31 protein-coding genes are annotated in these 26655 nt (G+C 69.2%); 19 read left to right on the top strand and 12 right to left on the bottom strand.

Annotated features, from left to right (window positions below):
- The first annotated feature begins 99 nt into the window (after positions 1 to 99).
- Genes VAE46_RS12940 through VAE46_RS12930 form a run of 3 tightly spaced genes read left to right on the top strand, consistent with a single transcriptional unit; the run spans position 100 to position 4635 of the window.
- Positions 100 to 1071 (top strand): helix-turn-helix transcriptional regulator, encoded by a 972-nt coding sequence (locus VAE46_RS12940; RefSeq protein ID WP_322797359.1) that lies wholly within the window; start codon positions 100 to 102, stop codon positions 1069 to 1071.
- A gap of 31 nt (positions 1072 to 1102) precedes the next feature.
- Positions 1103 to 2488, top strand: coding sequence for an aminopeptidase P family protein (locus VAE46_RS12935; protein ID WP_322797358.1), 1386 nt, complete (start codon positions 1103 to 1105; stop codon positions 2486 to 2488).
- Positions 2485 to 4635 carry a S9 family peptidase gene (locus VAE46_RS12930; protein WP_322797357.1) on the top strand — a complete coding sequence of 717 codons (2151 nt, stop codon included), beginning with the start codon at positions 2485 to 2487 and terminating at the stop codon, positions 4633 to 4635. The genes VAE46_RS12935 and VAE46_RS12930 overlap by 4 nt, the downstream gene beginning before the upstream one ends.
- Here VAE46_RS12930 and VAE46_RS12925 read toward each other — a convergent pair.
- Positions 4632 to 5546: a methionyl-tRNA formyltransferase gene (locus VAE46_RS12925; protein ID WP_322797356.1), complete on the bottom strand. Its 915-nt coding sequence runs from the start codon at positions 5544 to 5546 to the stop codon at positions 4632 to 4634. The two genes, VAE46_RS12930 and VAE46_RS12925, sit on opposite strands and share 4 nt — an antisense overlap.
- Before the next feature lie 224 nt (positions 5547 to 5770).
- Between VAE46_RS12925 and VAE46_RS12920 the strand changes: the two genes are divergently transcribed.
- A complete protein-coding gene (locus tag VAE46_RS12920) occupies positions 5771 to 6256 on the top strand; it encodes an N-acetyltransferase (RefSeq protein ID WP_322797355.1) in 486 nt (161 codons plus the stop codon).
- 11 nt (positions 6257 to 6267) lie between these two features.
- On the top strand, positions 6268 to 6873 hold the full coding sequence (locus VAE46_RS12915) for a hypothetical protein (RefSeq protein WP_322797354.1): 606 nt from the start codon (positions 6268 to 6270) through the stop codon (positions 6871 to 6873).
- Here VAE46_RS12915 and VAE46_RS12910 read toward each other — a convergent pair.
- The 9 genes from VAE46_RS12910 to rpsB all read right to left on the bottom strand — a co-directional run bounded on the left by VAE46_RS12910 (position 6861) and on the right by rpsB (position 13409).
- On the bottom strand, positions 6861 to 7367 hold the full coding sequence (locus VAE46_RS12910) for a hypothetical protein (RefSeq protein WP_322797353.1): 507 nt from the start codon (positions 7365 to 7367) through the stop codon (positions 6861 to 6863). The genes VAE46_RS12915 and VAE46_RS12910 overlap by 13 nt on opposite strands.
- Positions 7368 to 7471: 104 nt before the next feature.
- A complete protein-coding gene (locus VAE46_RS12905; protein ID WP_322797352.1) occupies positions 7472 to 8221 on the bottom strand; it encodes a TVP38/TMEM64 family protein in 750 nt (249 codons plus the stop codon).
- A complete protein-coding gene (locus tag VAE46_RS12900) occupies positions 8218 to 9072 on the bottom strand; it encodes an alpha/beta hydrolase (protein WP_322797351.1) in 855 nt (284 codons plus the stop codon). The genes VAE46_RS12905 and VAE46_RS12900 overlap by 4 nt, the downstream gene beginning before the upstream one ends.
- 28 nt (positions 9073 to 9100) lie before the next feature.
- Positions 9101 to 9922 carry a phosphatidate cytidylyltransferase gene (locus VAE46_RS12895; protein ID WP_322797350.1) on the bottom strand — a complete coding sequence of 274 codons (822 nt, stop codon included), beginning with the start codon at positions 9920 to 9922 and terminating at the stop codon, positions 9101 to 9103.
- 4 nt (positions 9923 to 9926) lie between these two features.
- On the bottom strand, positions 9927 to 10733 hold the full coding sequence (locus VAE46_RS12890) for an isoprenyl transferase (RefSeq protein ID WP_322797349.1): 807 nt from the start codon (positions 10731 to 10733) through the stop codon (positions 9927 to 9929).
- On the bottom strand, positions 10723 to 11286 hold the full coding sequence (frr, locus tag VAE46_RS12885; RefSeq protein WP_322797348.1) for a ribosome recycling factor: 564 nt from the start codon (positions 11284 to 11286) through the stop codon (positions 10723 to 10725). The genes VAE46_RS12890 and frr overlap by 11 nt, the downstream gene beginning before the upstream one ends.
- Before the next feature lie 24 nt (positions 11287 to 11310).
- Positions 11311 to 12063, bottom strand: coding sequence for a UMP kinase (pyrH, locus tag VAE46_RS12880; RefSeq protein ID WP_322797347.1), 753 nt, complete (start codon positions 12061 to 12063; stop codon positions 11311 to 11313).
- 2 nt (positions 12064 to 12065) lie between these two features.
- Positions 12066 to 12575, bottom strand: a complete 510-nt coding sequence (tsf, locus tag VAE46_RS12875; RefSeq protein WP_322797346.1) for a translation elongation factor Ts — start codon at positions 12573 to 12575, stop codon at positions 12066 to 12068.
- Between the two features lie 3 nt (positions 12576 to 12578).
- On the bottom strand, positions 12579 to 13409 hold the full coding sequence (rpsB, locus tag VAE46_RS12870) for a 30S ribosomal protein S2 (RefSeq protein WP_322797345.1): 831 nt from the start codon (positions 13407 to 13409) through the stop codon (positions 12579 to 12581).
- Between the two features lie 363 nt (positions 13410 to 13772).
- On the opposite strand from rpsB, the gene VAE46_RS12865 reads away from it, so the two are divergent.
- The 12 genes from VAE46_RS12865 (at position 13773) to VAE46_RS12810 (ending at position 24117) form a co-directional block, all read left to right on the top strand.
- On the top strand, positions 13773 to 14573 hold the full coding sequence (locus tag VAE46_RS12865; RefSeq protein ID WP_322797344.1) for a biotin--[acetyl-CoA-carboxylase] ligase: 801 nt from the start codon (positions 13773 to 13775) through the stop codon (positions 14571 to 14573).
- Between the two features lie 79 nt (positions 14574 to 14652).
- Complete coding sequence (gene hisE, locus VAE46_RS12860) at positions 14653 to 14865, top strand: phosphoribosyl-ATP diphosphatase (protein WP_416223972.1); 213 nt, start codon at positions 14653 to 14655, stop codon at positions 14863 to 14865.
- Complete coding sequence (gene hisG / locus VAE46_RS12855) at positions 14862 to 15704, top strand: ATP phosphoribosyltransferase (RefSeq protein ID WP_322797342.1); 843 nt, start codon at positions 14862 to 14864, stop codon at positions 15702 to 15704. Before hisE ends, hisG begins: the two co-directional genes overlap by 4 nt.
- A gap of 37 nt (positions 15705 to 15741) precedes the next feature.
- On the top strand, positions 15742 to 16500 hold the full coding sequence (locus VAE46_RS12850) for a zinc dependent phospholipase C family protein (protein ID WP_322797341.1): 759 nt from the start codon (positions 15742 to 15744) through the stop codon (positions 16498 to 16500).
- Complete coding sequence (gene hisD / locus VAE46_RS12845; RefSeq protein WP_322797340.1) at positions 16491 to 17816, top strand: histidinol dehydrogenase; 1326 nt, start codon at positions 16491 to 16493, stop codon at positions 17814 to 17816. Before VAE46_RS12850 ends, hisD begins: the two co-directional genes overlap by 10 nt.
- Before the next feature lies 1 nt (position 17817).
- Positions 17818 to 18891 carry a histidinol-phosphate transaminase gene (hisC, locus tag VAE46_RS12840; RefSeq protein WP_322797339.1) on the top strand — a complete coding sequence of 358 codons (1074 nt, stop codon included), beginning with the start codon at positions 17818 to 17820 and terminating at the stop codon, positions 18889 to 18891.
- Positions 18888 to 19505 carry an imidazoleglycerol-phosphate dehydratase HisB gene (gene hisB, locus VAE46_RS12835; protein ID WP_416223971.1) on the top strand — a complete coding sequence of 206 codons (618 nt, stop codon included), beginning with the start codon at positions 18888 to 18890 and terminating at the stop codon, positions 19503 to 19505. The genes hisC and hisB overlap by 4 nt, the downstream gene beginning before the upstream one ends.
- A gap of 49 nt (positions 19506 to 19554) precedes the next feature.
- Positions 19555 to 20571 carry a phosphotransferase family protein gene (locus VAE46_RS12830; protein ID WP_322797337.1) on the top strand — a complete coding sequence of 339 codons (1017 nt, stop codon included), beginning with the start codon at positions 19555 to 19557 and terminating at the stop codon, positions 20569 to 20571.
- Positions 20568 to 21011, top strand: a complete 444-nt coding sequence (locus VAE46_RS12825) for a hypothetical protein (protein WP_322797336.1) — start codon at positions 20568 to 20570, stop codon at positions 21009 to 21011. The genes VAE46_RS12830 and VAE46_RS12825 overlap by 4 nt, the downstream gene beginning before the upstream one ends.
- A gap of 5 nt (positions 21012 to 21016) precedes the next feature.
- The gene (locus VAE46_RS12820; protein WP_322797335.1) at positions 21017 to 21583 is read left to right on the top strand and encodes a CoA pyrophosphatase; all 567 of its coding nucleotides are present in this window, start codon (positions 21017 to 21019) and stop codon (positions 21581 to 21583) included.
- Positions 21584 to 21621: 38 nt separating this feature from the next.
- Positions 21622 to 23169, top strand: a complete 1548-nt coding sequence (locus VAE46_RS12815) for a UDP-N-acetylmuramoyl-L-alanyl-D-glutamate--2,6-diaminopimelate ligase (RefSeq protein WP_322797334.1) — start codon at positions 21622 to 21624, stop codon at positions 23167 to 23169.
- 111 nt (positions 23170 to 23280) lie between these two features.
- Complete coding sequence (locus tag VAE46_RS12810; protein ID WP_322797333.1) at positions 23281 to 24117, top strand: peptidylprolyl isomerase; 837 nt, start codon at positions 23281 to 23283, stop codon at positions 24115 to 24117.
- Here VAE46_RS12810 and VAE46_RS12805 read toward each other — a convergent pair.
- Together VAE46_RS12805 and VAE46_RS12800 are read right to left on the bottom strand one after the other, a co-directional pair.
- On the bottom strand, positions 24098 to 24748 hold the full coding sequence (locus tag VAE46_RS12805) for a hypothetical protein (RefSeq protein ID WP_322797332.1): 651 nt from the start codon (positions 24746 to 24748) through the stop codon (positions 24098 to 24100). The two genes, VAE46_RS12810 and VAE46_RS12805, sit on opposite strands and share 20 nt — an antisense overlap.
- Positions 24732 to 24974, bottom strand: a complete 243-nt coding sequence (locus VAE46_RS12800) for a hypothetical protein (protein WP_322797331.1) — start codon at positions 24972 to 24974, stop codon at positions 24732 to 24734. Before VAE46_RS12800 ends, VAE46_RS12805 begins: the two co-directional genes overlap by 17 nt.
- Before the next feature lie 105 nt (positions 24975 to 25079).
- Here VAE46_RS12800 and VAE46_RS12795 point away from each other — a divergent pair, with 105 nt between their 5' ends.
- Both VAE46_RS12795 and VAE46_RS12790 read left to right on the top strand, forming a co-directional pair.
- Positions 25080 to 26246, top strand: coding sequence for a nitronate monooxygenase family protein (locus VAE46_RS12795; RefSeq protein WP_322797330.1), 1167 nt, complete (start codon positions 25080 to 25082; stop codon positions 26244 to 26246).
- 4 nt (positions 26247 to 26250) lie between these two features.
- Positions 26251 to 26655, top strand: a 405-nt coding sequence (locus VAE46_RS12790) for a CoA transferase (protein ID WP_322797329.1), incomplete at its 3' end; no start/stop codon positions are given.

Raw genomic sequence — 26655 nt, 5'->3', positions numbered from 1 at the left:
ATTCACAAAAGTTCCGATGTCACGAAATGACGGCGACAAAACCTGTCGCGCCCCGGCCGTACCCTCGTCCCACCTTCGCCCCCGGGAGGACGCCCGACGTTGACCGAACAAACCCGCCGTTCCACCCGTCTCATCCGCATCCGCGACCTCCTCATCAAGCGCGGCCCGCTCTCCACTGCCGAAATCGCCCGCGAAACGGGCTTCTCCCAGCGCACCATCCAGCGCGACATCCTTGACCTCGAAACCGACCTCGGCGTCCCCCTGGTCACCGAAAATCGCAAGTGGCGCATCATGGATGGCGCCAACCTCGTCTTCGGCCCGGTCCGCCTCACCCTGCAGGAGGCGCGCGCGCTCTACTTCGCCATGCGCCTCATGCTCCGCTCGGCCGACGAACGCGACCCGGACGCCCTTTCCGCTCTCGAGAAGGTCGCCGATGCCATTCCTCAGGGCATGGCTGGCCACATGCGGCGCACCGTCTCCGAGTACGCCCAGCTGCCCTCCGACCACGACGCGATCGAGAACCTCCGCCGGATCACCGAGGCCTGGGCCAATTCCCGCACCATCCGCTTCACCTACCGCTCCGCCCACAGCTCCGAACAGCGCCGCTACGAGGTCGACCCGTACATCCTCGACCACACCCAGAGCGGCACCTACCTCATCGGCTACAGCCACACCCACGGCGAGACGCGCGTCTTCAAGCTCGATCGCATCCACGCGGTCGAAAACGCCGGCCGCGAGTTCGACCCCGTCGATATCGACCGCCTCGCCGAAACGCTTCGCCACTCCTGGGGCGGCGTCGGCCTCGGCGATTCCCGCTACGACGTGGTCATCGATTTCACCCCGGCCGTCGCGGCGCGCATCCAGGAAAGCTACTGGCACGTCTCCCAGGAGCTCGAGCCGCTCGCCGATGGCGGCATCCGCCTGAAGGTCTCGCTCCCGAGCCTGCTCGAAATCACCCCCTGGGTCTTGAGCTGGGGCCCCGAGGCAACCGTCGTCCAGCCGGCGGAACTCCGCGACCGCGTCGCTCACCTCCTCGCCCGGGCCGCCGAACGCTACAACCGGCTCGACTGACCGGCGGCCGGCAGCGCGGTACACTGCCGGCGTGGACCCCACCCGCCTGGTTGCCGAGCGCCGCGCCCGGGTCGCCCGCGCCTGGGGCCTCGACCGGGGGACCGTGCTCGTCGCCTCCGGTCTCCCCGTGCCCATCGCGGGCACGGACCAGTTTCACGACTTTCACGCCCACGCCGAATTCCGCTACCTCGCCGGCATTGCCGAGCCCGCCTCGGTGCTCGCCTTCGACCCCGCCGAGGGCTGGCAGCTGTTCGTCGCCTTCCCCACCCCCGACGACCGCATCTGGACCGGCGACGGCCCCGACCCCGCGGCGCTTGCCGCTGCCTCCGGCCTGGTGCCGCGGCCCATCGAGGAGCTCGAAGCCTGGCTCGAGCCCCGGCGCGCCGAGCCGCTCGCCCTGCTCGGCAACCACGACCTCGCCAGGCGCCCCGGGGGCTACCGCCTGGCCGGCTTTCACCGTCTCGAAGTGTCGCCGGACGAGGAACTCTCCGCCCGGCTCTCCTGGGTCATCTCCGAACAGCGCCGCGCCAAGGATCCCGCCGAGCTCGATGCGATGCGCCGCGCCGCCGCCGCCTCGCGCGCCGGTCACCTGCTCGCCCTCTGCACCGCTCGCCCCGGCCAGGCCGAGCGTGCCCTCCAGGTCGAGCTCGAAGCCGAATTCTTCCGCGCCGGCGCCGACCGTACCGCCTACGGCTCCATCGTCGGCTCGGGCCCCAACGCCGCCATCCTCCACGCCGCACCGACCCGCCGCGAGCTTCGCCCAGGCGACCTCGTGCTCATCGACGCCGGCGCTGAAGTCGATGGCTACGCCTCCGACGTGACCCGCACCTTCCCCGTCGGCCCGCGCTTCGAAGGCTTCCAGCGCGACCTCTACGCCCTCGTGCTCCAAACCCAGCGGGCCGCCATCGAAGCCGCGCGCCCCGGGGTCGAGTACCGCGACCTCCACCTGGCCGCCTGCCGCCGCATCGCCGCCGGGCTCGTCGATCTCGGCATCCTCCGCGGCTCCCCCGATGACCTGGTCGACTGCGATGCCCATGCTCTCTTCTTCCCCCACGGCCTCGGCCACCTGCTCGGGCTCGCCACCCACGATGCCGGCGGATGTCTCCAGGGCCGCACCCCCAGCGACCGTTTCGGCCTCAAGTGGCTCCGCGCCGACCTGCCCCTCCAGCCCGGCTACGTCGTCACCATCGAGCCGGGCATCTACTTCATCCCCGCCATCCTCCGGGACCCCGCCCGCCGCGAACGTTATCGCGAGGCCGTCAACTGGGACCGGGTCGACTCCCTTCTCCAGCTCGGCGGCATCCGCATCGAAGACGACATCCTGGTGACCGAGGACGCGGCCGAGGTGCTGACAGCCGACATCCCTGTCGGCATCGAGGAGATCGAAGCACTCCGCGCTGAGGCGTTCGCCCGGTGACCGAGCCGCAACCGCTCACCATCGCCGACGTCGCCCGCTTCCCGCGCCCGGGCACGACCATCCCCGGGGGCCTGGGCTTCACCCCCGATAGCCGCGCGCTCACCTTCCTCTTCAGCGCGGAGGGCACCCTCGTCCGCAGCCTGTGGCGCCTCGACCTCGCGACCGGTGAGCGAACGGTCCTCGCCGGTCCGCCGCCGGCATCGACCAGCGAGGCCGTGCTCTCTCGCGAGGAGGAGCTCCGCCGTGAACGCGCGCGCCTCCGTGAGCTCGGCGTCACCGCCTACCAGTTCGCCCGCTCCGCCGCTATCGAGACGCTGCTCATTCCCGCCGGCGGCCGACTCTGGCTCCGCATCGGTGACGGCGACCTCGAACCCATCCCCGGCACCGAGGGGGCCCTCGACCCCCAGCTCGACCCGGCCGGTACCCGCGTCGCCTTCGTCCGCGATGGCGACCTCTACGTCTGCGACCTCGCGAGCGGCGACCTGCGCCGCCTCACCTTCGATGCCGCCGACGGCCTCACCTCCGGCGTCGCTGAGTTCATCGCCCAGGAGGAGCTCGACCGCGACCGCGGCTTCTGGTGGAGCCCCGATGGCGCCCGCATCGCCTTCATCCGCGCCGATTCCCGCCACATCCCCGAATACCCCATCGTCCACCAGGGCGTCTCGGCCATCGATGTCGAACGCCACAGGTACCCATTCGCCGGGCAGCCCAACGCCATCCTCCAGCTCGGCGTGATCGAGCTCGACAGCGAGGCCTGCACCTGGATGGACCTCGGCCGCGACCCCGACCAGTACATTGCCCGCGTCGGCTGGCGCCCCGATGGCGTGCTGACCGCCCAGCTCCTCTCCCGCGACCAGCAGACCCTCCGCCTCGTGGCATTCGAACCTGGCGGCGCCGCCCGCACCCTCATCGAAGAGCGCCAGGCGCCGTGGATCAACCTCGCCGGCGACACCCACTTCCTCAACGACGGCCGCATCGTCTGGTCGAGCGAGCGCACCGGCTATTGCCACCTCGAGCTTCGCTCCCCGGAGGGCGACCTCATCCGTGAGCTCACCTCCGGCGACTGGATGGTGACCGGCCTCCTTGGCTGCGACGAAGCGCGTGGCCTGGTCTACTTCGCCGGAACCCGCGAATCGCCGCTCGAACGCCATCTCTACCGCGTGCCGCTCGAGGGCGGCCCCATCGAACGGCTGACCGCCGAACCGGGCTGGCACAGCGGCGTCCTCTCGCCCGATGGGGGCTGGCTCGCCGACAGCTGGAGTTCGCGGCGGCACGCGCCCCGGGTCGCCGTGCGCTCCCTGGGCGACGACGTTGTCATTTCCGTGCACCAGGCCGAAGTTACGCCCGCGGGTCTCGGCCTCCAGGTCCCGGAGTTCTTCGAAACCGCCGCTGCCGATGGCACCACGGTCTACGGCGCGCTCTACCGCCCCGCCCCCGGCTTCGATGGACCGCGCCCGCTCATCGTCTCGGTCTACGGTGGCCCCCACGTCCAGCGCGTCGTCGATGACTGGACCCTCACGGTCGACCTCCGCGCCCAGTACCTCGCACAGCAGGGCTGCTGGGTGCTCAAGCTTGATAACCGCGGCTCAGCGGGCCGCGGGCTCGCCTTCGAGGCCCACATCGCCCGCCGCCTCGGCACCGTCGAGGTCGAAGACCAGCTCGCCGCCGTCCGCTACGCCGCTGCTCTGCCCGGTGTCGATGCCTCCCGCGTCGGCATCTACGGCTGGAGCTACGGGGGCTACATGACCATCATGGCCATGCTGCGCGCCCCGGAGGTCTTCCGCGTCGGCGTCGCCGGCGCCCCAGTGACCGACTGGGACGGGTACGACACCGCCTACACCGAGCGCTACATGGGCACCCCGGCCGACAACCCCGAGGGCTACCGCGAGAGCTCAGCGCTGACTCACGCCCGCCGCCTCGCCGGCCGCCTCCTCCTCGTCCACGGCATGACCGACGAAAACGTGCACTTCCGCCACACCGCCCGCTTCATCGTTGCCCTCACCGAAGCCGGCAAAGACTACGACCTGCTCGTCTTCCCGGAGGAGCGCCACATGCCCCGGGACGCCCGCGGCCTCGAATACCAGGAGCGCCGCGTCATCGAGTTTCTCCTGCGCCACCTGGGCGAGCGCCTCCCGGCCGGCGGCTAACGAAAACGGTACCCAGCCTCCAGCCCCGCCTCCCGGGCCCATTCGCCAGCAGCCACCTTCTTCCCGCCTTCCGGCTGCACGCGGAGCACCCGCAGCACGCCCCCGTTCAGGCGAACATCGAACGAACCGTCCTCCACCCGCAGCACGCGGCCCGGCATCCCGGGCTCTTCCGTCCCGGTGAGCCGGCAGTCGAAGATGCGCAGCCGCGAGCCTTCGTACGTCGTCCACGCCCCGGGCTGCGGGTTGCAGCCGCGGACCAGCGCGTACAGCCGCTCCGCCGGCTCCCACCAGCGAATCTGCGCGTGCTCGTCCCGGCAGGGCGGCTCGTAGGTCGCCTTCGCATGGTCCTGCTCCGCCCGCGGGGCCCGGCCCTCGTGCACCAGCCGAATGGCCTCCGCCATCGCCTCGACGCCCATCGGGAACAGCCGCTCGAAGTAGATCGAGCCCACCGTGTCGTCCGGGCCGATCGGGCACCGCCGCTGAAGCAGGATGGGGCCGGTGTCGATCCCGCGGTCCGGCCAAAAGATCGTCAACCCGGTCTCGCGGTCGCCGTTGATAATCGCCCAGTTGATCGCCGAAGACCCACGGTGCAGCGGCAGCAGGCTCGGGTGGTACTGGATGCTCCCCAGCCGCGGCAGCTCCAGCACCTCATTCGGCAGAATCTCCGTCACGAACGCCATCACGCAGAGGTCAGGCCGGAGCGCGGCCCACGCCTCCTGCCCCGCTTGCTCCTTCAGCGCCCGCGTTTCGACCACCGGCAGCCCCGCCGCGTCCCCCGCGGCCAAGAGGGGATCGACCCGGCCGCCCGAAGGCGCCGGCGCGCTCACCCCCACCACCGAAACCCCGTCCTCCAGCAGCCGCTTCAGCACGGCCTCCCCGAAGGCAGCCTGTCCCATCACCACGACGCGCATCGCTCAACCTCCGCCGGCAGTACCGGCTCCAGAAGCCTACCCCCTTCCCTGCCATCCGCTCTACGTCCGATGACCTTCCGCGAGCCCTTCCGTATACTCCCTGCATGTCCATGCTCCAATCGGTCGAGGTGACCCCGGGCGACGCTACGCACGTCGCCCCTGCACGCCGCTCGCGCTGATCGTCGAAGCCCTCAACCACCGACCGACAGGAGCTTTCCCAACCGATGATCTGCGTCGAACCCGCCCGGCTCGTCGATGCCGGCGCCATCCACTCCCTCGTCACCTTCTGGGCCGACCGCGGCGATATGCTCCATCGCCCCATCGGCGAAATCTACGAAGCCATCCGCGATTTCAAGGTCGCCCGGCTCGACGGCCGGGTCGTCGGCTGCGGTTCGCTCCACATCATGGGGCCCGACCTTGCCGAGATTCGCTCGCTCGCCGTCGACGAATCCGTCCAGGGCCGCGGCGTGGGCGCCGCCATCGTGCGGGCCTGCCTCGAAGATGCCCGGAATCTCGGCCTCGAACGCGTCTTCGCCCTCACCTACCGCCCCGGCTTCTTCGAAAAGCAGGGGTTCCGCCTCGCCAACGTGATGGAGTTCCCGCAGAAGGTGTGGAACGAGTGCGTGCGCTGCCCCTTCTTCACGAACTGCCGGGAAGTGGCGGTCGTCCGCGAGGTGTCAGGCCCTGACCTCTCGGTGCCGCTGGCGTAAACTCCCCGGCCATGTCCTCCGACGCCGCCTACCGCCTCGTTCGTTTCCGCTTACCCCGGCCGCACACCGCCGAGGCCCTCGACTCGCTCGCCGGGACCTGGTCCGCTGCCTGCGCGGCGTCGGGCCTGCACCCCTGGGGGCTGTTCTCGGGGCTCCTCGGCCTTCGCACCGATGAACTCTTCGCCATCGCCTCGGGGTTGCCCGGGACATCCGCCTGGCCGGCCCTCCCCGGCGCCGACGCGGTGGAACGCCGCGAGCTCCTGCCCACCGCCCGCCCGGTCGCGCCCGACCCGCTCGCCCGCCCCGGCGTCTACGTGCTCCGCTTCTTCGAAATCGCCCCCGGCGATGTCGACCGCTTCGTCGAACTGTCGGTCGAAGCCTGGACCACCTTCGAAAACACCGATGACTACCGCGCGGAACCGGTCGGCCTCTTCCGCCAGGACCTGGATGCGTCCTCAGTCATGATGCTCCTGGTCACCTGGTACGACACGCTCACCTCGTGGGAGCGATCACGCTCGCCCGCGCCCGCTGCCCGCGAGAACTTCGCCCTGCGTGCCCGCCTGACCCGCTACGCCCTGCCCATCGCCACCCGGCTGGTGGCGCGTCAGGCTTCGTAACCGGCGGACTCGTACATCTCCAGCGCCGCGCCGACCAGCCGCCGGCCGTGCGAACCCGTGCCCGTCGCCGCTCCGACCACCACTGCGCAGCCAGCCGGCAGGTGCCGCAGCCGGTTCAGGTGGTGCGTCAGCCTCGCTGCCGCGGCTGCCGCCGCCGTCGCGCCCGCACCCTGCAGCACCACGCCGAAGACCCCGGGCTCCAGCTCACCCGGGAGGTCGGTGCCCCTGCACACCTGCGCGAGCGCATCACCGACGGCTCGCGCCGCGAACCGTGCGCCCACCTCGCCGCGCTCCTCCTCAACCTCCTCCAGCCCCTCGATGCGGACCGCCAGGAACGAAAGCGGCGCGCGCGGCGCGAGTTCCGCAACCGCATCGAGCCGGTGAAGCAGCTCCCGCCGGCTCAGGAGCCGCCGCTCTGCCGGCATCGAAACTGCACCGTCGCGGTCTGCCGGCCGCACCAGGCGGAGATGGGTCGGAAATCGGGCCAACTCCACGGGGATCACCTCCTGCGCGACGTCAGGAATTCTCCGCCCCGGCGGTCTTCACCGAGATAGGCAAATCCCCGAGGCGCTGCCCCGTTCTCCCGCAATCCGCCGGGTTATCCCACGGATTGCCGCCGCGCCCGTCTTCGCCAGTAGACGGCGGCGCTCACCACGACCACCGCCAGCCACGCCGCGCCCGCGGCAAGGGTCACGCGAAAATCCCGCCCGAGCCCATCGCCGGCAACTACCGCCACCGTTGTCGGAAACAACATCCCGAGCACCGAATACACCAGGAACACCCGGAATGGGATGGCCGTCATCCCCGCGATAAAGCTGATCCAGTCGAAGTTCACCGCCGGGATCATGCGCGCCCAAAACACCACCCGGCCCCCCATCTCCAGCACCAGCGAATCCAGCCGCTCCGCCAGCTTCGGACCAATCAGCCGGGCCAGGTGTCGCCGTCCGAATCGCCGGGCAATCCAAAAGGCGATCGCCGAACCAAGCGTCAGGCCGGCCATGCAGTACGCCGTCCCCAGCACCGGACCCCACGCGAGCCCGGCCGCCATGAAAATCGGCGCGTTCGGCACCGGCGCGAACAGCACCGAAAGCGCCATGACGGCAATAAACACCAGCGGCCCCAGGATGCCGAAGCCATCGACCCACTCCCGGAAGGGCTCCGCGTCGAAGGTGTACGAGAGGCCCAGGTACCGGCTCGTCAGGCCATAGGCCGCCACGAGCAGCACAAATCCCGCGACCAGCCCGGCGACCACCCGCCGGCGAAAGAGGAGCGGGGGTTCGCCGCTGGTGAAGAGCCGGTCCTCCAGCTCTTCCAGCCCGGGACGCGCTGGCCCCGGCGTGCGCGTCATCCCGCCCCGCCGGCGAAGTGCTCGCGCAGCAGCCGGTTCACCTCGTCCGGCGCCTCCTGCTGCACCCAGTGGCTTATCCCGGGGAGGCGTTCGACCCGCAGCCGCGCAACATACTCTTCCGTCCCGTCGATCAGTTCGCGGCCGAGGTACCGGTCCTCTTCGCCCCAGACCAGCAGCGTGGGCACCCGGATGAGCGGTACCGGGTCCGGGATGCGCGGCGGCTTTCGGACCGCCCAGCGGTACCAGTTGATCCCGCCGCCCAGCCCCTGCCTCCGCCAGCCGGCCAGGAACTCCTTGATATCGTCCCGCGTAAAGGTCCCCGGCCGGCACTCCCGGATCATCCGGCGCGCCAGCAGCTGGTAGCCCTGCGCCGAAAGCGCCAGTTCCGGCAGCCGCGGCAACTGGAAGAAACCTACGTACCACGACCTCAACAGTTGCCGCGGACGCCACACGCGCTTCCGGAAAATCGCCGGGTGCGGCAGATTGCACACCGAGAGCGTCAGCAGCCGGTCGCCGTGGTTCATGCCCAGCAGCCACGCGATCACCCCGCCCCAGTCGTGCCCCACCACGTGCGCCTTCTCGATGCCCAGTGCATCCATCAGCGCCAGGACGTCCGCCTGGAGCGTATCGGTGTCGTACGGCGGCCTCGCCTCGGTCAGGTTGTAGCCGCGCTGGTCCGGCGCAATCACGCGGTAGCGGTCCGAAAGCCCCGTCAGCTGGTGCCGCCACGAATACCACGACTCCGGGAAGCCGTGCAGCAGCACCACCGGCTCGCCGGCACCGGCCGCCGCGTAATGCATCCGAATCCAGTTGACCTGGACCTCGCCGTGCTCGATCGCCGCACCAGACATGCCGCCGTCACCTCCCGATTTCAGGCTATCAGAGCACACGGGTCTGCAGGAACAGGTACACCACCGGGAATACGAACAGCACCGAGTCGAGCCGGTCCATGAAGCCCCCGTGCCCCGGCAGGAGGCCGCTGGCGTCCTTCACGCCCATTCGCCGCTTCATCCAGCTCTCGAACAGGTCGCCGACCATCGCCGCAACCGGCAGGGCCACCGCGAGGTGCAGCACGGTGCCGGCTCCTGCCCCTGTTTCGAACCACCCGTTCAACGCCAGGACTGTCCCGAGACCTGCAGCGTATCCGCCCGCAGCCCCCTCCCACGTCTTCTTCGGGCTGATCCGCGGCGCCATCCGGTGCCGTCCGATCGCCCGCCCGACCGCGTACGCCCCAGTATCGACCGCGAACGTCCCCAGCAGGCCGATGAGAAACCAGTCGCGGCCGCCGTCGGCATCGCGCACCAGCACCAGCGTCGACCCCAGCAGCCCCAGGTAGGCGAAGCACCCCGAGAGGACCCGGAACGGCTTGCGCGGTCCCAGCGCCTGCGTCGGTGCCCACCCGAGCGCCGCGAACAGCCCCGCAAACCCCGCCCCCATCAAGACGAACCGGGGGTCGACGTGCGCCCCGGCCACCGTCACCGGTGCGATCACGAACACCGGCGCCACCTGCAGCGCCTCGCGCACCGGCCGCGACGGGATCAGCCAGCCGTGCACGAACTCCATCGCTGCCAGGAACACGGCCGCCGCCAGCACCAGCGTGAAGACCCAGCCGCCGGCCCATACCGCCCCGAGGACGATCGGCAGCCCGACGGCCGCCGTCAAAAGCCGCTGGTGCAGGTTCGAAAGGCGGCCAGTGTCCACCAGTTCAGCCCGGCTGGTCCCGGAACGCTTCGAGGTCTTCCTCGAGCAGCCCCCCGAACTTCCGCTTCCGCCGCCCATACTCGGCCAGCGCGATGTCGGTATCTTCCCGCCCGAAGTCCGGCCAGTAGGTGTCCGTGAAGTACAGCTCCGCATAGGCCGATTGCCAGAGGAGGAAATTCGAAATCCGCTGCTCCCCGGCCGTGCGAATCACGAGGTCCGGGTCCGGCATCCCGGCCGTCATGACATAGCGCGACACCACCGCCTCCGTTACCTCCTCCGCCGGCACGCCATCCCGGATGATTGCCCGCACCGCCATCACGATGTCGTCCCTGCCGCCATAGCTGAAGCAGATGTTCAGCACCATGCGGTCGTTGTGGCGGGTGAGCTCGATCGCGTCGCGCACCTGCTGCTGGAGCCACTCCGGCAGCGTTTCGATATGCCCCAGCATCTGCAGCCGGATGCCGTTCCGGTGCAGGTTGTTCAACTCCCGCTTGATGAAGTAGCGCAGCAGCCGGATCAGCGTGCGTACCTCCCGCTGCGGCCGGTTCCAGTTCTCCGTGCTGAACGCGTAAAGCGTCAGGTACTGCACCCCGTGGTCGGCGAACCGCTCGATGACCCGGCGAATGTTCTCGGTCCCGGCGCGGTGGCCCGCGGCGCGCGGCAGGCCCCGCTGCGTGGCCCAGCGGCCGTTGCCGTCCATGATGATCGCAACGTGGCGGGGCACGCGCCCGCCGCTAATCGGCGAAATCAGGTCGCCCAGGTACTCCGCCGTCCGGGAGCCTTCAGCCGGTTCTTCGGCCTTAGACCTCAAGGAGCTCCGCCTCTTTCTTCTTGCTCTCCGCGTCGATAACTGCCACGTGCCGGTCGGTGAGCTTCTGCAGCTCTTCTTCGGCCCGCTTCAGCTCGTCCTGCGACATCCCCCCCTCCTTCTCCAGCTTGCGCAGCTCCTCATGCGCATGCCGCCGAACGTTCCGGACGGCCACCCGCGCATCCTCGGCCTTGTGGTGCACGAGTTTCACCAGCTCCTTGCGGCGCTGCTCCGTCAGCGGCGGGATCGGCAGGCGCAGCGTCTGCCCGTCAATCGCCGGGTTCAGCCCAAGGTCGCTCGACTGGATCGCCTTCTGGATCGCCGGGACCGCGCTCCGGTCCCAGACCGTCACCGTCAGGAGGCGCGGTTCCGGCGCGTTGATCGTGCCAAGCTGCTTTAGCGGGGTCAGCGCCCCGTAGTAGTCCACCATCAGCGTCTCGATGAGGCTCGGGTGCGCGCGCCCCGTCCGCACGCCGTTCAGCTCGCGCTTCAGCGCCTCCACCGAGTGGTCCATCTTCTCTTCCGCTTCCAGGAGGATCTCTTCCGGCTCCACCATAGCGTTCCTCCGGTTTCGAACTGGTCAGGAATGGGCGGCCGGCTCCGGTGAGGCCGAAACCAGCGTCCCTATCGTATCCCCGCGCAGGGCACGGTACACCGCATCGGGCGCCGCCACATCGAACACCACGATCGGCATGTGGTGCTCCATGCACATGCTCAGCGCCGTGATATCCATCACCTGCAGCCGGCGCTGGATCGCTTCGATGTGCGTCACGTGCTCGAACTTCCGCGCCGTCGGCACCTTCGCCGGGTCCGCGTCGTACACCCCATCGACCCCGTTCTTGGCCATCAGCAGCACTTCGCAGTCGGTTTCGATCGCCCGCAGCGCCCCGGCCGTGTCGGTGGTCATGAACGGGTTCCCGGTCCCGGCCGCGAAGATCACCACCCGCCCCTTCTCGAGGTGGCGAATCGCGCGCCGCCGGATGTACGGCTCCGCCACCTGCGCGATTGGCAGCGCCGTCTGGGTGCGTACCACGGCGCCGCGCTTCTCCAGCGCATCCTGCAGCGCCAGGGCATTCATGATCGTGCCGAGCATGCCCGCGTAGTCGGCGGTGGCGCGGTCCATGCCCGTTTCGGCGACCGTGGCGCCGCGCCAGAAGTTGCCGCCCCCAACCGAAACGGCAACCTGCACGCCCTCATCGACCGCCTGCTTGATCTGCCGGGCGAGGTCGTTCAGCGTGACCGGGTCGATGCCGAACGGCCGCGAACCCATCAGCGCCTCGCCGCTCAGCTTGACGAGCGCGCGCCGAAACCGCCCGCGGCCGTCCTCCTCCATGGCTACCGGCCCAGTTCGAACCGCACGAAACGCCGCACCCGGATGTTCTCGCCCGTCCGGGCAATCGCATCCTGGATGAGGTCCTGGATCGTCTTGCTCCCGTCGCGGATGAACGGCTGCTTCAGCAGCACCACCTCTTCGTCCGGCCCTTCGAACTTGCCACGCTCCGGGTCATCGGCGGAGACCACCTGCGGGTTCATCGCCGCGACCTGCATCGCGATGTTCTTGGCGAGCTCGCGAAACTCGGCGGTGTTCGCGACGAAGTCCGTCTCGCAGTTGACCTCCACCAGCACGCCGATCCGCCCGCCAGCGTGGATGTACGCATCGACCACGCCGTTGCTCGTCTCACGGTCCTGGCGCTTGGCCGCGGCAGCGATGCCGCGCTCCCGCAGGATCGCCTTCGCCTTCGCCTTGTCGCCGCCGGCCTCCTCGAGCGCGCGCTTGGCGTCCATCACGCCCGCCCCGGTCTCTTCCCGGAGCTCCTTGATCATCTCCGTCGTAACAGCAGCCACGTCCTACTCCTGCGAATCTGCGTTCATGCCAATGACCGTGACCCGGGCACCGGCCTCCTCGGTCGCCTCGTCCTCCGGCGAAGCGGTGTACACCCCGCTCGCCACGCCTGCCTCGGCGCTGCGCGCCAGGTCATCGACCCGCACGCCCGGGCCGACGCCCGATTCCCGCGCCGCGCGGCCCTCGATCGCCGCGTCCGCGATCTTGCCGAGAATCAGCTTGATCGCCCGGATGGCGTCATCGTTGCTCGGGATCGGGTACGCGATCGGGTCCGGGTCGCAGTTGGTATCCACCAGCGACACAATGGGGATGCCCAGCCGCACGCACTCGGAAACGGCGATCGCTTCCTTCACGGTATCGATGATGAAGACCGCGCCCGGCAGCCGGTCCATGTTCTTGATGCCGCCGAAGTAGCGGTTCATCCGCTCGATCTCGTTCTGGATCTCGAGCTGCTCGCGCTTGGGCAGGCGCGCGTAGTCGCCCCGCTCCATCGCCGCTTCCATCTCGCGCAGGTGCCGGATGCGCTGCTGGATGGTCCGGAAGTTCGTCAGCGTGCCGCCCAGCCAGCGGTTATTCACGTACGGCAGGCCGGCCCGCTTCGCCTCCATCTCCACCGTCTCGCGCGCCTGCTTCTTGGTGCCCACGATCAGGACGTCCGAGCCCGAGGCCACGACATCGCGCACGAAGTTGATCGCCGCTTCCAGCCGCGTCACGGTCTGCTGCAGGTCGATGATGTGGATGCCGTTCCGCTCGGTGAAGATGAACTGCCGCATCTTGGGGTTCCAGCGGCGCGTCTGGTGCCCGAAGTGCACGCCGGCTTCGAGCAGCTGCTTCATGCTTACGGGGGTAACCAGGGGAATCCTCCAGCCCTGCGGCGCCGTAGATTTGACCGGGCTCGCCCGGCCAGGACGCCGCCGAATACGCACAACGGTCTCAGGATAGCAGGCCCTCCGCTCCGAAAAAGCCCGTGACCTCCCAAACCTCTTGACAGCCTCCCGCCCGCTGGCGCATGGTTGCAGGCAGGAAAGGAGGTGATGCGCATGGACCATCATAGTCGTAGCTACGACCGACCCTTGGCGCTGGAGGTGACTTCCTCCTAGGTCCTCACCTGGGGAATCACCCAACCTCCTAAGACTCAGGTCTTAGCTACGCCCGGGCCCCGGAATCTCCTCCGGGGCCCTTTTCGCACCACCGGACAGATGACCGAACCCGCCGTTCCGTTCGACTTCGCCCGCTTCCACGCCGCTCTCGACACCCGCCTCGTCGGGCGCTCGCTCGTCTATCGCCTCTCTCTCGGCTCGACCATGGACCTCGCCCGCCGCGAAGCCGAAGAAGGCGCGGTCCACGGCACCGCGGTCCTCGCCGAGGAGCAGACCGCCGGCCGCGGCCGCCGCGGGCGCTCCTTCTTCAGCCCATCCGGCGCCAACATCTACGTCACGTTCGTGCTCCGTCCTTCCCTCGAACTCCACCGCACCCTCCCCCTCCGCATCCCCGTGGCCGTCTGCCGCGCAATCCGCACCGTCGCGCCAGCAGCCATGATCAAGTGGCCGAACGACGTCTGGGTGAACGAGCGCAAAGTGTGCGGCATGCTCATCGACGCCGAGCTCGACCCTGATGGCCCCATCGCCTTCCCCGGCATCGGCATCAACGTCAACGCCGACCCCTCCGTGCTCCCCGAGCTCGCCGGCATCGCCACCGCCCTCGCCACCGTTGCTGGCCGCCCCATCGACCGTGAAGAGCTTCTCGCCGGCCTCTGCAACCACCTCGAGCGTGCCTTCGAGGAACCTATCGAGCGGGTGGTTGCCGAATACCGCCAGCTCAGCCTCGTCCTCGGGCGCCGGGTCATCATCGACACCCCCGGCGGCCAGCGTTACGAAGCCACCGCCGCCCGGATCGATTCCACCGGCGCCCTCGTCGTCCGCCTCGACGACGGCACGGAGGAAACCGTCACCGCCGCCGACGTCACCCTCCGGCCAGCGCCGGTCCCGCCCACGGCATGACCCCTGCCCCGGCTTCGGCTATCGTGACGCCGTGACCTTCGAAGACATCGTCGCGCTCACCCGCAGTCGCAAGCTGGAGATGCCCGAGGGTTCCGCCACCGCGGCCCTGCTCGCTGCCGGCTCGCACGCCATCGGCAAGAAGCTCGTCGAAGAGGCCGCCGAGGCCTGGATGGCCGCCCGCTACGAATCGCGCGAAGCCCTCGCCGCCGAGCTCGCGCAGGTCCTGTACTACGTCGCCTGCATGATGGCCGCCAACGACCTCACCCTCGATGAGGTGTATCGCACCCTATGATCAAGGTCGCGCTCCCCAATAAAGGCGTCCTCTTCGAACCCACGCTCGAGCTTCTCAGCGCCTGCGGCTACCGCGTCGGGCGCTCCGGCAGCCAGCTCTCCTCGTTCGACCCGGAAAACGATGTCGAGTTCTACTTCCTTCGCCCCGGCGATATCCCCGTCTACGTCGCCAACGGCATCCTCGATGCCGGCATCACCGGCAAGGATTTCGCCGCCGAGCGCAACCACCACCCGGCGCTGCTGCTCGACCTCAACTACGGCCACTCCCGCCTCTGCGCGGCCGTGCCCGTCGATTCTCCCGCCCGCACCCTCGATGACGTTGCCGGCCTGCGCATCGCCACCTCCTTCCCGTCTATCGTTCGCTCGGCCTTCCCCGGCCGCGAGCTCCGCCTGGTCGAACTCGAGGGCGCGGTAGAAATCTCGGTCGCGCTCGGCATCGCCGAGGCCGTCGTCGATGTCGTCGATACCGGCACCACCCTCCGGCAGGCCGGCCTCCGCATCGTCGGCGACCCGCTCTTCACCTCGAACGCCGCGCTCTACGCGCACCCCGACCGCGCCGAACAGCCGCCCGTTCGCGTCCTCCGCAGCCGCATCGAGGGGCGCCTCGTCGCCCTCGACTACATGATGGTCGAATACGACTGCCCGGGCACCATCCTCCAGCGCGCCTGCGAAATTACGCCCGGCCTGGAGTCGCCCACCATCACCCAGCTGAAGCGCGAGGGCTGGTACTCCGTCAAAGCGATGGTGCGCCGCAAGGAAGCCCACCGCATCATGGACGAGCTCTCCAGCATCGGCTGCCGCGGCATCCTCCTCACCAACATCGAAAGCGCCCGCATCTAACGGCGCGAACCCCCGCCGCATTGTCTACTATGGGGCCATGCCCCCGATCACGTTCCACATGGTGGTCGCCCGGCAGGTCGCGATCGACCTCGCGACTGAGCACCTCTCGCCAGATTCGGGCCATTACCTGCTCGGCGCCACTTCGCCCGATATCCGCGTGCTCACCCGGCAGGACCGCTTCAGCACGCACTTCTTCGACCTGAACGAACATAACCACCAGGACTCGGTCGCGACCTTCCTCGAGACGTACGGGCATCTCGCCGCCCCCGAGCGCCTCAACCCCGAAACCCGCGCCTGGGCAGCCGGCTACATCTCCCACCTCGTTCTCGATGAGCAATACATCACCGGCGTCTACCGCCCCTACTTCCTCCAGCACCACCACCTCGGTGGGGCCATCCGCGCCAACGTCATGGACCGGCTCCTCCAGTTCGACCTCGACCGGCGCTTCGGCTCCGACCCGGAGCTCAAGCAGTCGATCTGCGCCGCCCTCTCCTGCACGGTCGAAGGTATCGCCTGCGGCTTCATCGATTCCGAGACCCTCGAGCGCTGGCGCCAGGTCTCGCACGATGTCGCCGCTCGCAACCTCGATTGGGACCGCGCCCGCGCCATGATCGCCAACCACCTCCGCCTCGCCGGCCTCTCCGAGGGCGAGACGATGGAGCACTTCCTCGATTCGCTCCCCGAACTCCTCGGTGAGACAATCGCCCACATCACCGACAGCGAGATCGACGCCTTCGTGCAGCGGGCCACCGACACCGCCCGTGCTGCCGTTGAGAGGTACCTGGGATGCACATAATCCGCAACGCCGAAGAGGGCCGCCGAACCCTCCTCTCCCGCCGCCCGCTCGAAACCGATGAGCTCCCAATGGATATCCGCGAAACTACCTTCCGCACCTTCGGGCAGGAGCTCAGCCCCGACGAAGTGGTCCGCCGCATCATCCGCGACGTCCGCGAAGACGGCGACAACGCGGTCCGCTACTACAACTCCCGCATCGATGGCGCCCACACGCCCAGCCTCCGCGTCGAGCCGGAGGAAATCCGCGCCGCCTACGACGCCCTGCCGCCTGACCTGGTCGAGGCCCTCAAGTTCGCTGCCGAGCGTATCCGCCGCTACCACGAAACGCAGCTGCGCGGCGCCACCATCGATTTCCAGCAACAGGGGCTCGGGCAGGTCACGCGTCCTATCCAGCGCGCCGGCATCTATGTGCCCGGCACCCGCGCCCCGCTTCCGAGCACCGTCCTCATGTGCGCCATCCCGGCCCGTGTCGCCGGCGTCGACGAGGTCTACCTCACGAGCCCCGTCCTCCCCGACGGCTCCGTCCCGGCGGTCAAGCTCGTCGCCGCCGATATCGCCGGCGTCGACGCCGTCTTCAAGGCGGGCGGAGCGCAGGGCATCGCCGCTTTCGCCTACGGCACCGAAACCATCCCGCGCGTCGACAAGATCGCCGGCCCGGGCGGGCTCTTCGTTACCATCGCCAAGCGGCAGGTCTTCGGCGATGTCGGCATCGACAGCATCTACGGCCCCACCGAGACGATGATCATCGCCGACGAAAGCGCCAACCCCGAGTTCGTCGCGGCCGACCTCATCGCCCAGGCTGAGCACGACCCCCTCGCGAGCCCCATCCTCCTTACCCCGTCCCACTACCTCGCAGACGCCGTCGCTGCCGCTATCGAGCGCCAGCTCCGCGGGCTCGAGCGCGAAAAGATCGCCCGCCAGGCGCTCGAAAATCGCGGCGGCTGCATCTTGGTCAACGATATCGACCACGCCATCGAGCTCGCCAATGAATACGCCCCTGAGCACCTCTGCCTCTGTGTCGAAAATCCCACGGCCTACGCCATGAAAGTGCGCAATTGCGGCGGCCTCTTCCTCGGGGAAGCCTCCCCTGAGGCCGTCGGCGATTACACCGCCGGCCCCAGCCACACCATGCCCACCGGCGGCGCTGCCCGCTGGAGCGGCCCACTGGGCGTCCACGATTTCCTCAAGAAGATGGCCATCGTCAACCTCCCTGAGGACGACATGGAGGACCTCAACCGCATGGCCTCCATCATCGCCCGCGCCGAGGGCCTCACCGGCCACGCCCATGCGGTCGAACGTCGGCTCCAGGGGCGCTGACGTGTCCCTGCGCGCGCTGCTTCGTCCCGACCTCGACGACCTCGAGGAATACGTCCCCGTCAAGCCCCTCGATGTCCTCGCCGCCGAAATCGGCGTCCCTGTCGAGCGTCTGGTTAAGCTCGATGCCAACGAGAACCTCTACGGCCCGCACCCGGCGGTCCTCGAGGCGATCGCGCGCGCGCCCTTCCACATCTACCCCGACCCCGGCCAGCAGCGCCTCCGCGCCGCCATCGCCAGCTACGTCGATGTCGAACCCGACCAGGTGGTGGCCGGCACCGGCGCCGATGACCTCATCGACCTCCTGATTCGCCTCGTCTCCCCGCCGGCGGTCGTCATCCCCACGCCGACTTTCGGCATGTACCGCTTCCTCGCCCGCATCATGCGCGCCCGCCCGCTGGAGATCCCGCGGCGCCCCAACTTCGACCTCGACGTCGTCGCCATCGAACGCGCCGTCCACGAATCCGGGGCGCGCATCATCTTCCTCACCCACCCCAACAACCCGACGGGCAACCCGCTCAACAGCGCCGAACTCGAAGCCCTGCTGCGGCTCCCTGCGCTCATCGTCGTCGATGAGGCCTACATCGAATTCGGCGGCGAATCGGTCGTCCCCCGCATCGCCGAATTCCCCAACCTCGTGGTCCTCCGCACCTTCAGCAAGTGGGCCGGGCTGGCCGGGCTGCGCGTCGGCTACAGCATCAGCACGTCCGAACTGGCCGCCCACCTGATGGCGATCAAGCAGCCCTACAACGTGAACGTCGCCGCCGAGGCCGCCGCCATCGCCGCGATCGAGCATCGCGCCGAGATCGGCGAAACGATCGCGGCCATCGTCGCCGAGCGCGAACGTCTCCGCGCCGGGCTGGCCGCCCTCGGCTGGCTCACCCCCCTCCCGTCGGTCGCCAACTTCCTCCTTTGCGCGGTCACGGGCCGCAGTGCCCGCGATGCCGCCGCCAGCCTTCGCTCGGGCGGCATCCTCGTCCGCTACTACGATCGCCCCGACCTTCAGAACTGCATCCGCGTCAGCGTCGGCCGCCCTGCCGACACCGATGCCCTCCTCGCAGCCCTCAAGGAGCTCTGAACGTGAACGACATCGCCGCACCCGCAGCCCGGACCGCCACGGTCTCGCGCACCACCGCCGAGACCGCCATCGAAATCACGCTCAACCTCGACGGCACCGGGCGCTTCTCCGTCGATACTGGCGTCGGCTTCCTCGACCACATGCTCTCGCACATCGCGAAACACGGCGTCTTCGACCTCGATGTCCGCTGCCGCGGCGACCTCTGGATCGACCAGCACCACACCGTCGAAGACGTCGGCATCTGCCTCGGCGAAGCCCTCGCCCGCGCGGTCGGCGATAAGGCCGGGCTCGTCCGCGCCGGCTCCGCCTACATGCCGCTCGATGAAGCCCTCGCCTTCGCCGCCGTCGACCTCAGCGGTCGCCCCTACGCCGTCCTCGACCTCAAGCTCCTCGGTCGCGAGCTGGGCGGCCTCCCCCCCGACCTCTTCAACCACTTCCTTGAATCCTTCGCCTTCGCCGCGAAGATCAACCTGCACCTGCGCGTGCTCTACGGCGCCAACGACCACCACAAGATCGAGGCCGCGTTCAAAGCCATGGCGCGCGCCCTCGATGCCGCCACCCGCATCGACCCCCGCCGCGGCGGGGAGATCCCCAGCACCAAGGGCGTTCTCTAGGGCCGGAGCCACTTTCTCGCAGGTGGCCGACCACGTAGAGTTCCCGGCCGTGGAAGACGCAATCGCCCGATACCTTGCCCCGCGCCTCGGTGCCGATGACGTGAGCGTCACCAACCTGCTCCGCATCCCCGGCGGCGCCTCCCGCGAAACCTGGATGTTCGACGCCGCCTGGACCGAGCACGGCGAACCTCGCACGGCCGCCTTCGTCCTGCGCAAGGACCCGCCGGCCAGCCTGCTCGAAACCGACCGCGAGGCCGAGTACGCCTTCTACTCGGCCTTCTGGGGCTCAGATGTTCCCGTCCCGCGCATGCGCTGGCTCGAAAACGACCCGTCTATCCTCGGCGGCCCCTTCTTCATCATGGACCGCATACTCGGCTGCGAGTCATCGACCGCCCGCATCATCGCCCCGCCCTACACCGCCGCTCACGCGCAGCTCGCCGACAACATGTACCGCATCCTCGCCGCCATCGCGACCTTCGACTGGCGCGGCACCCCCATCGAACGCGTGGCCCGCATCCCGACGCCCGAAACCGCCTGGCAGGTTGAACTCGACCACTGGGAGCGCATCCTCACCGAGCAGGAGCTCAGCCCCCAGCCGATCATGCGGGCGGCCATCCGCTGGCTCCGCGCCAGCCCGCCGCCTCCCGCCGTGCGCATCAGCGTCGTCCACGGTGATTACCGGGTCGGCAACTTCCTCTACCGCGAAGACGGCTCCATCCACGGCATCGTCGACTGGGAAATGGCCCACCTCGGCGACCCCCTCGAAGATCTCGCCTGGTCTTTCAACCAGTCCTGGCACTGGGCCAGGGACGGCCGCCCCGGCGGGATCGTCGACCGCGAAACGGCGATCGCCACCTGGGAGCGGTACAGCGGCATCCCCGTCGACCGCGACGCGCTCCACTGGTGGGAAGTCTTCTCCCACGTGAAGTGCCAGGGCATCTGGGTCACCGGAGCCCGTTCCTTCCAGGAGGGCCGCACCAACGAACTGATCCTCCCGATGGTCGCCTACTCGCTCATCAACGCCCAGGACCAGTACCTCCTCCGCACCCTTGGGAGGCTGCCATGAACCCGCCCGTCCCCCGCGTCCTGCAGGGCGTCGCCGCCAACCTCCTCACCGAAGTCATGCGCGAAATCAGGACGCCGTTCGGCCAGCAGCTCGTCGGCATCGCGGCGGTGCTCAACCTCATGGCCGCCGAGGAATTCGAACGCGCCGCCGACCGCCTCGTCGAAGAAAACCGCATCGTCCGCAAGCTCCTCGCCGATGGCCTGGCCCTCCTCGGCGAAGCCGCGCCCGCGGGCATGCGCGACGCGCTCGGGGCGCCCCCGGCGGCCTCCCTGCGCATTTCCGACCTCCAGCGCGAGAACGACCTCCTCCGCGCCGGCCTCATTGAGCTGCACGCCGCGGTCGAAGCCACCCCCGGCGATGCCGCCCGCGCCCTCGAATCGCGCATCTGGGACGAACTGATCGAATCTACTCGCCGGCGACACTTCGCCAGCCGACCCTGACCGCCATGCGTGACGACCTCCGCCGGCTGCTCCGGGCCTATCAGCCGGCCACGCTCGACCCCGACCGGCCGCTTCCCCCTGCCGGCGGCCTCATCCTCCTCCACGAACGGCCTGGCGGCCCTCACATTATCTTCCAGAAGCGCACCGATTCCGTACGCGACCACAAGGGCCAGGTCAGTTTCCCGGGCGGCGTCATGGACCCCGGCGACCCGGACATCCGCTTCACCGCCCTCCGCGAAACCCACGAAGAGATCGGCGTCCACCCCGACCACGTGGAGGTTCTCGGCCAGCTCGACGAAATGGCCACCATCTCCAACTTCCGCGTGACCCCGTTCGTCGGCTGGCTCGACCGCTATCCTTACCCTTGGCGCTTCAGCACCGAGGAGGTCGCCTACCTCCTCGAAGTCCCGCTCTCCCACCTCCTCGACCCCGCCAACATCGTCCCCGACCGGCGCATCATCAACGGCCGGCCCTACACCTTCCAGTCGTACCAGTTCGGCAACGACCTGATCTGGGGCGCCACCGCCCGCATGCTCGGCAACTTCCTCGACCTGGTCCGCGCGCTCGAGTAACCAAGACACCGGCTATCGCGCCAGCTACCATCTTTCCCGTGACGAACCCGCCACCACGCCACACCGAACGGACGCTCGCGTCCCTGCTGGCCGGGCTCGATGGCGCCCGCCTCCTCCGCGGCGACCCATCGCTGACGATCGCTGCCGTCCACCACGATTCCCGCCTCGTGGTCCCCGGCGCCCTGTATGTGGCGATTCCCGGCTTCAACGTCGACGGCCACCGCTTCCTGCCCGAGGCGGCTGCCGCCGGCGCGAGCGCCGCCATCATCGAGGCCGGCCGCGAACTCCCACCCCTGCCCGAGAGCCTCGCGCTCATCGAAGTGCCCGCAGCACGCCCGGCGCTTTCCGCCGCTTCGGCGTGGTTCTACGGTCACCCCTCTCGCGAGCTTGTGGTCATCGGCATTACCGGCACCGACGGCAAGACAACCACCTCACACCTGCTGACGTACGCCCTCGAAGCCGCCGGCGCCCGCGTCGGCCGCCTCGGCACGGTCGATACCTACCTCCCTGGCGAGACCGGCCACGTCACGGCCCGCATGACCACCCCGGAGGCCCCTGAGGTCCACCGCCTCCTTCGCCGCATGGCCGATGCGCACTGTGACTACGCCATCGTCGAATCGACCAGCCACGGGCTCGCCCTCCACCGCCTCGACCACGTCGATTACGACGTCTCCATCCTCACCAACATCACCAGCGACCACCTCGACTTCCATAAGACCTTCGAAGCCTACCGCGATGCCAAGGCCCGCCTCTTCGCTGCGCTCGAATTCGCCCACGACAAGGGCGTCCCAAAGCACGCTGTCGTCAACGCCGATGACCCGTCGGCCAACTACATGCTCAGCTTCACCAACGCCCGGCCCGTCCGCTACGGCCTCGAAGCGCGCGATGCCGAGATCGTCGCCCGCAACATCATCCTGCGGCCCGATGGCACCGCCTTCCGCATCGTTACGCCCGCCGGGATGGCCGAGGTCGACCTGCAGCTGCCCGCGCTCTTCAACGTCATGAATGCGCTCGCGGCGGCCTCCGGCGCGCTCGCCGTCGGGGCGCCGCTGCAGGATATCGCCCGCGGGCTGGCAGCCTGCCCGGGCGTCCCCGGGCGCATGGAGCGCATCTCCGCCGGCCAGCCATTCGAAGTCATCGTCGACTACGCCCACACCGGCGATGCCGTGCGCAAGGTGCTCGAAGTCCTGCGCGACGTCTGCCAGGGGCGCCTGATCATCGTGGTCGGCGCCGCGGGCGAACGCGACCCCGGCCGCCGCTTCGGCGTCGGTCGCGCCGCCGCCGAGGGCGCGGACTTCGCCATCTTCACGAACGAAGACCCCCGCTCCGAGGACCCCGCAGCCATCGTCCGGGAGATCGGACGCCACGCCGAGAGCGCTGGCCGCCAGCGCGGCACCGATTTCCTCGACATCGAGGACCGGCGCGAAGCCATCGCCCGGGCGCTCTCCATGGCCCGTTACGGCGATATCGTGGTCATCGCCGGCAAGGGTCACGAAAAGTCGATCGTCTACGGCACCGAATCCATCCCGTGGGATGACCGCGAAGTCGCCCGCGAGGAGCTGGCGCGCCTCGGCTACCGCGCCTGAATCCGGCCCTTACCGGCGGCTACCCGCCGGTTTGGTCGCAATCCGCCCCCTTCGTATACTGGCCCCGAGCCGGTACCCACCGAAGAACCTCCCGCCCACCGGAGTTCCATCGTGCCCAAGCGCAAGCGCCGCGAGCTGCATCACCTGCGGCAGGAACCCTCCCGCCGCCGTACCTATCAGCTGAGCCACGCCTCCCCAGCCGAAATCTACAAACCCGGCTTCCCCATGAACATCCTCGGGAACGTCCGTTGGTTCGCAATCGTCGGCATCCTCGTCGCGGTCAGTATGATCGTCACCGCCGTGCTCACCACTGCGGGCGGCACCGACCAGGGCAACCCCGACGCCCTTCCCACCGCCACCCCGGCCGCCACCGCCTCACCCGACGCCTCACCGACCGGCAGCCCCACGCCGGCGTCGAAGCAGTTCACCGCCGCCGAGAAGGTCATCGACGCCGAAAAGAACACTTACACCGCCACCTTCAAGACCAGCAAGGGCGACTTCACCGTCCGCCTTTTCGCCGACGTCGCCCCCAACACGGTCAACAGCTTCGTCTTCCTCGCAAAGCAGGGCTACTTCGACAGCACAACTTTCCACCGCGTCGTCTCGAACTTCGTCATCCAGGGCGGGGACCCCACCGGTACCGGAACCGGCGGCCCCGGCTATCAGACCGAGGACGAGCCGAACGAGCTGCGCAACAAGAAGGGCACCATCGCCATGGCCAAGGTCTCAGGGCAGACGCAGTTCGGCAGCCAGTTCTTCATCAACCTGAAGGACAACCCCTCGCTCGACTACGACAACCCGACCGCCAACAAGTTCTACCCCTTCGGCGAAGTCATCTCCGGCATGGACGTGGTCGAGGCCATCGGGCGCGTCCAGGTCGGCCAGGGTGACCGCCCGCTCGAGCCCGTGACCATCCAGACCATCGAGATCACCGAGACGCCGAAGTAGCGTCTTCGCCGATTCGCCGGTCGCGCGCCGCCGCGATCGCCAGCGCGAACTCCGGGCTCGCCCGTCCGTCCCGGTCGCCCGCGAACACGCTCACCACCAGCGGCCCGCGCAGCTCGTGCAGCGCCCACAGGCGAACCCGGGCATCGCCCTCCTCGGCCTCCAGCTCGAACAGGCGGCCATCGCCGTCAAACGGCAGCTCCCGGGCTGTCCCGCCGCCGTCTGGCGCCCAGAGCATGCCCGAGTCCCTCACCGCCTGCCCTGTGGCTGGCGACTGCTCGAGCCATGCCCGCGCCTGCTCAGCGGTTTCGAACTGAATCGCCTGGCAAACGACGTTCACCGGGCTTGCGAACGGCGGCCGGGGCAGCTGCTCCTTCCAGAACACGAACCGTCCGCCCACCATCCCCGCCGCCCGGTAGTCGCGCTTCCGCGTCTCCGGGTCGCTGGAAAGGCCGCCCAGGTCGTCCGCCGAAAAGTCGCCGCGGGTCTGCTCCATGAAGGCGAAGGGCAGGTCCGCCGCTTCGCAAAGGTGCCGGTCGAGCAGCTTGCCATCGACCGCGGGCGTCTGCGCACACGCGCTGAGCACGGCCGCGAGGACCGCGAGCGCCGCCAGGCCGTCAGTCGCTCTCCTCATCCTCGGGGACAATCGCCGGCTCTGGCCCGATCAGGCCATGCTTCGACTGGTACCGCTCGACCACCACGATGAGCAGGAAGAACGGGATAAATGCCAGCGCCGACCCCAGCGCCCACCACCAGAACGGCGCAACCAGGAAGAGGATGGTGCACGCCGCCGTGAAGGCCATGCCGATGATGGCCAGGATTCTCCCCGCGAGGACCCAGGGGGTCACCGGTGTGTGCATGCCTCCAGTTTCCCCTCCCTGCTCCCCCGCGGTCCAATCGCCCGCCTGCGGCTGGCGCCACCCTCCCGTATACTCCGCCCCATCCGCCCCCTACGGAGGAACTCCATGGCACGCCCCGTGCTGCGCACGCCCCTGTGCGACATGCTCGGCATCGAGTATCCCGTCATCCTCGCCGGCATGGGCCCTGTCGCTGGCGGACTGACGGGCCCCGTTGCCACTGCCCCGCTCGTCGCTGCGGTCTCCAATGCCGGCGGCCTCGGCGTCATCGGCGGCGCCGGCTTCAGCGCCGAGCGCCTGCGCGAAGAGATCCGCAAGGTCCGCTCAATGACCGACCGCCCGTTCGGTGTCGACCTCCTGCTGCCGTCGAACTACATGGGCGGCGCCGCTACCGCCGAACTCCCGCCCGACCCGCGCGAGCTCATCCCCGCCGCCGCCCGTGAGGGCCTCAAGAAGATCGTCGAGGACCTTGGCATCGAGTGGCACGAGATGCCGCGTGAAGCGGCCCCCGCTCCCCGGCGCCCGCGCACCGGCGGCATGTCCGATGAGCAGATGGAAGTCGTCATCGAAGAAAAGGTGCCGGTCTTCGCCAGCGGCCTCGGCAGCCCGGCCCCGTGGGTCGACCGTCTCAAGGCCAACGGCACGAAAATCCTCGCGCTCGTCGGCAACGTGAAGAACGCGAAACGCGTCGCTGCCGCGGGCGTCGATATCGTCGTCGCCCAGGGCACCGAGGCCGGCGGCCACACCGGCCGCGTCGCGACCATGGCGCTCGTGCCCCAGGTCGTTGACGCCGTCGCTCCCACGCCCGTCGTGGCTGCCGGCGGCATCGCCGATGGCCGCGGCATCGTCGCCGCCCTCGCCCTCGGCGCCATCGGCGTCTGGTGCGGCACCGCCTTCCTCGTCGCCGAGGAGGCCAACCAGCCGGACCTCCAGAAGCAGCGCATCCTCGCCGCCACAGAAGAAGATACCCGCGTCACCCGCCTCTACTCCGGCAAGACGATGCGCAACATCACCAACCCGCTCATCGAAGCCTGGGAGGCCGCGGGTATCCCTGCTCTCCCGATGGGCCTCCAGGGCCTCCTTGTGCAGGACCTCGTCTACTCCCTCCGCAAGGCCGGCCGCGAAGACCTCCTGATGAACGCCGCCGGCCAGGTCTCCGGCATGCTGAACCGCATCCGGCCAGCCGCGGAGATCCTGCACGATATGGTCGCCCAGGCTGCTGAAGTCCTCGCGCGCGACCTCCCCGCCCGCGTCACCGCCATCCCGGAGTCCTGACCGTATGCCCGACCGCGCCCTCGAAGGCATCCGCATCATCGAATTCACCGACGAAACCGGCGCCTACTGCGGCCGCCTCCTCGCCGACCTCGGCGCCGAGGTCATTAAGGTCGAACCGCCCGGCGGCGGCCGCCTCCGCCATGCCCGCCCCTTCGTCCGCGGCCACGAAGGCGACCCCAACGCGAGCCTCGCCTTCTGGGTCCACAACACCTCCAAGCGCTCGGTGGTGCTCGACCTCGAAACCGACGAAGGGCGCGCCCTCGCCCGCCGGCTCGTGCTGACCGCGCACGCTGTCATCGATGACAACCCGGTCGGCTACCTCGCTGCCCGCGGCCTCGGGCATGCCGAACTCCTCGCCGAAAAACCGTCCCTCGTCTACACCTCCATCACCGGCTTCGGCCAGGACGGT

Origin of the sequence: Tepidiforma sp., from assembly GCF_034433535.1 — a bacterium.
Lineage (GTDB): Bacteria > Chloroflexota > Dehalococcoidia > Tepidiformales > Tepidiformaceae > Tepidiforma.
Note: the sequence above shows the minus strand (reverse complement) of the source record. Positions and strands in the feature narration are given on the sequence as shown.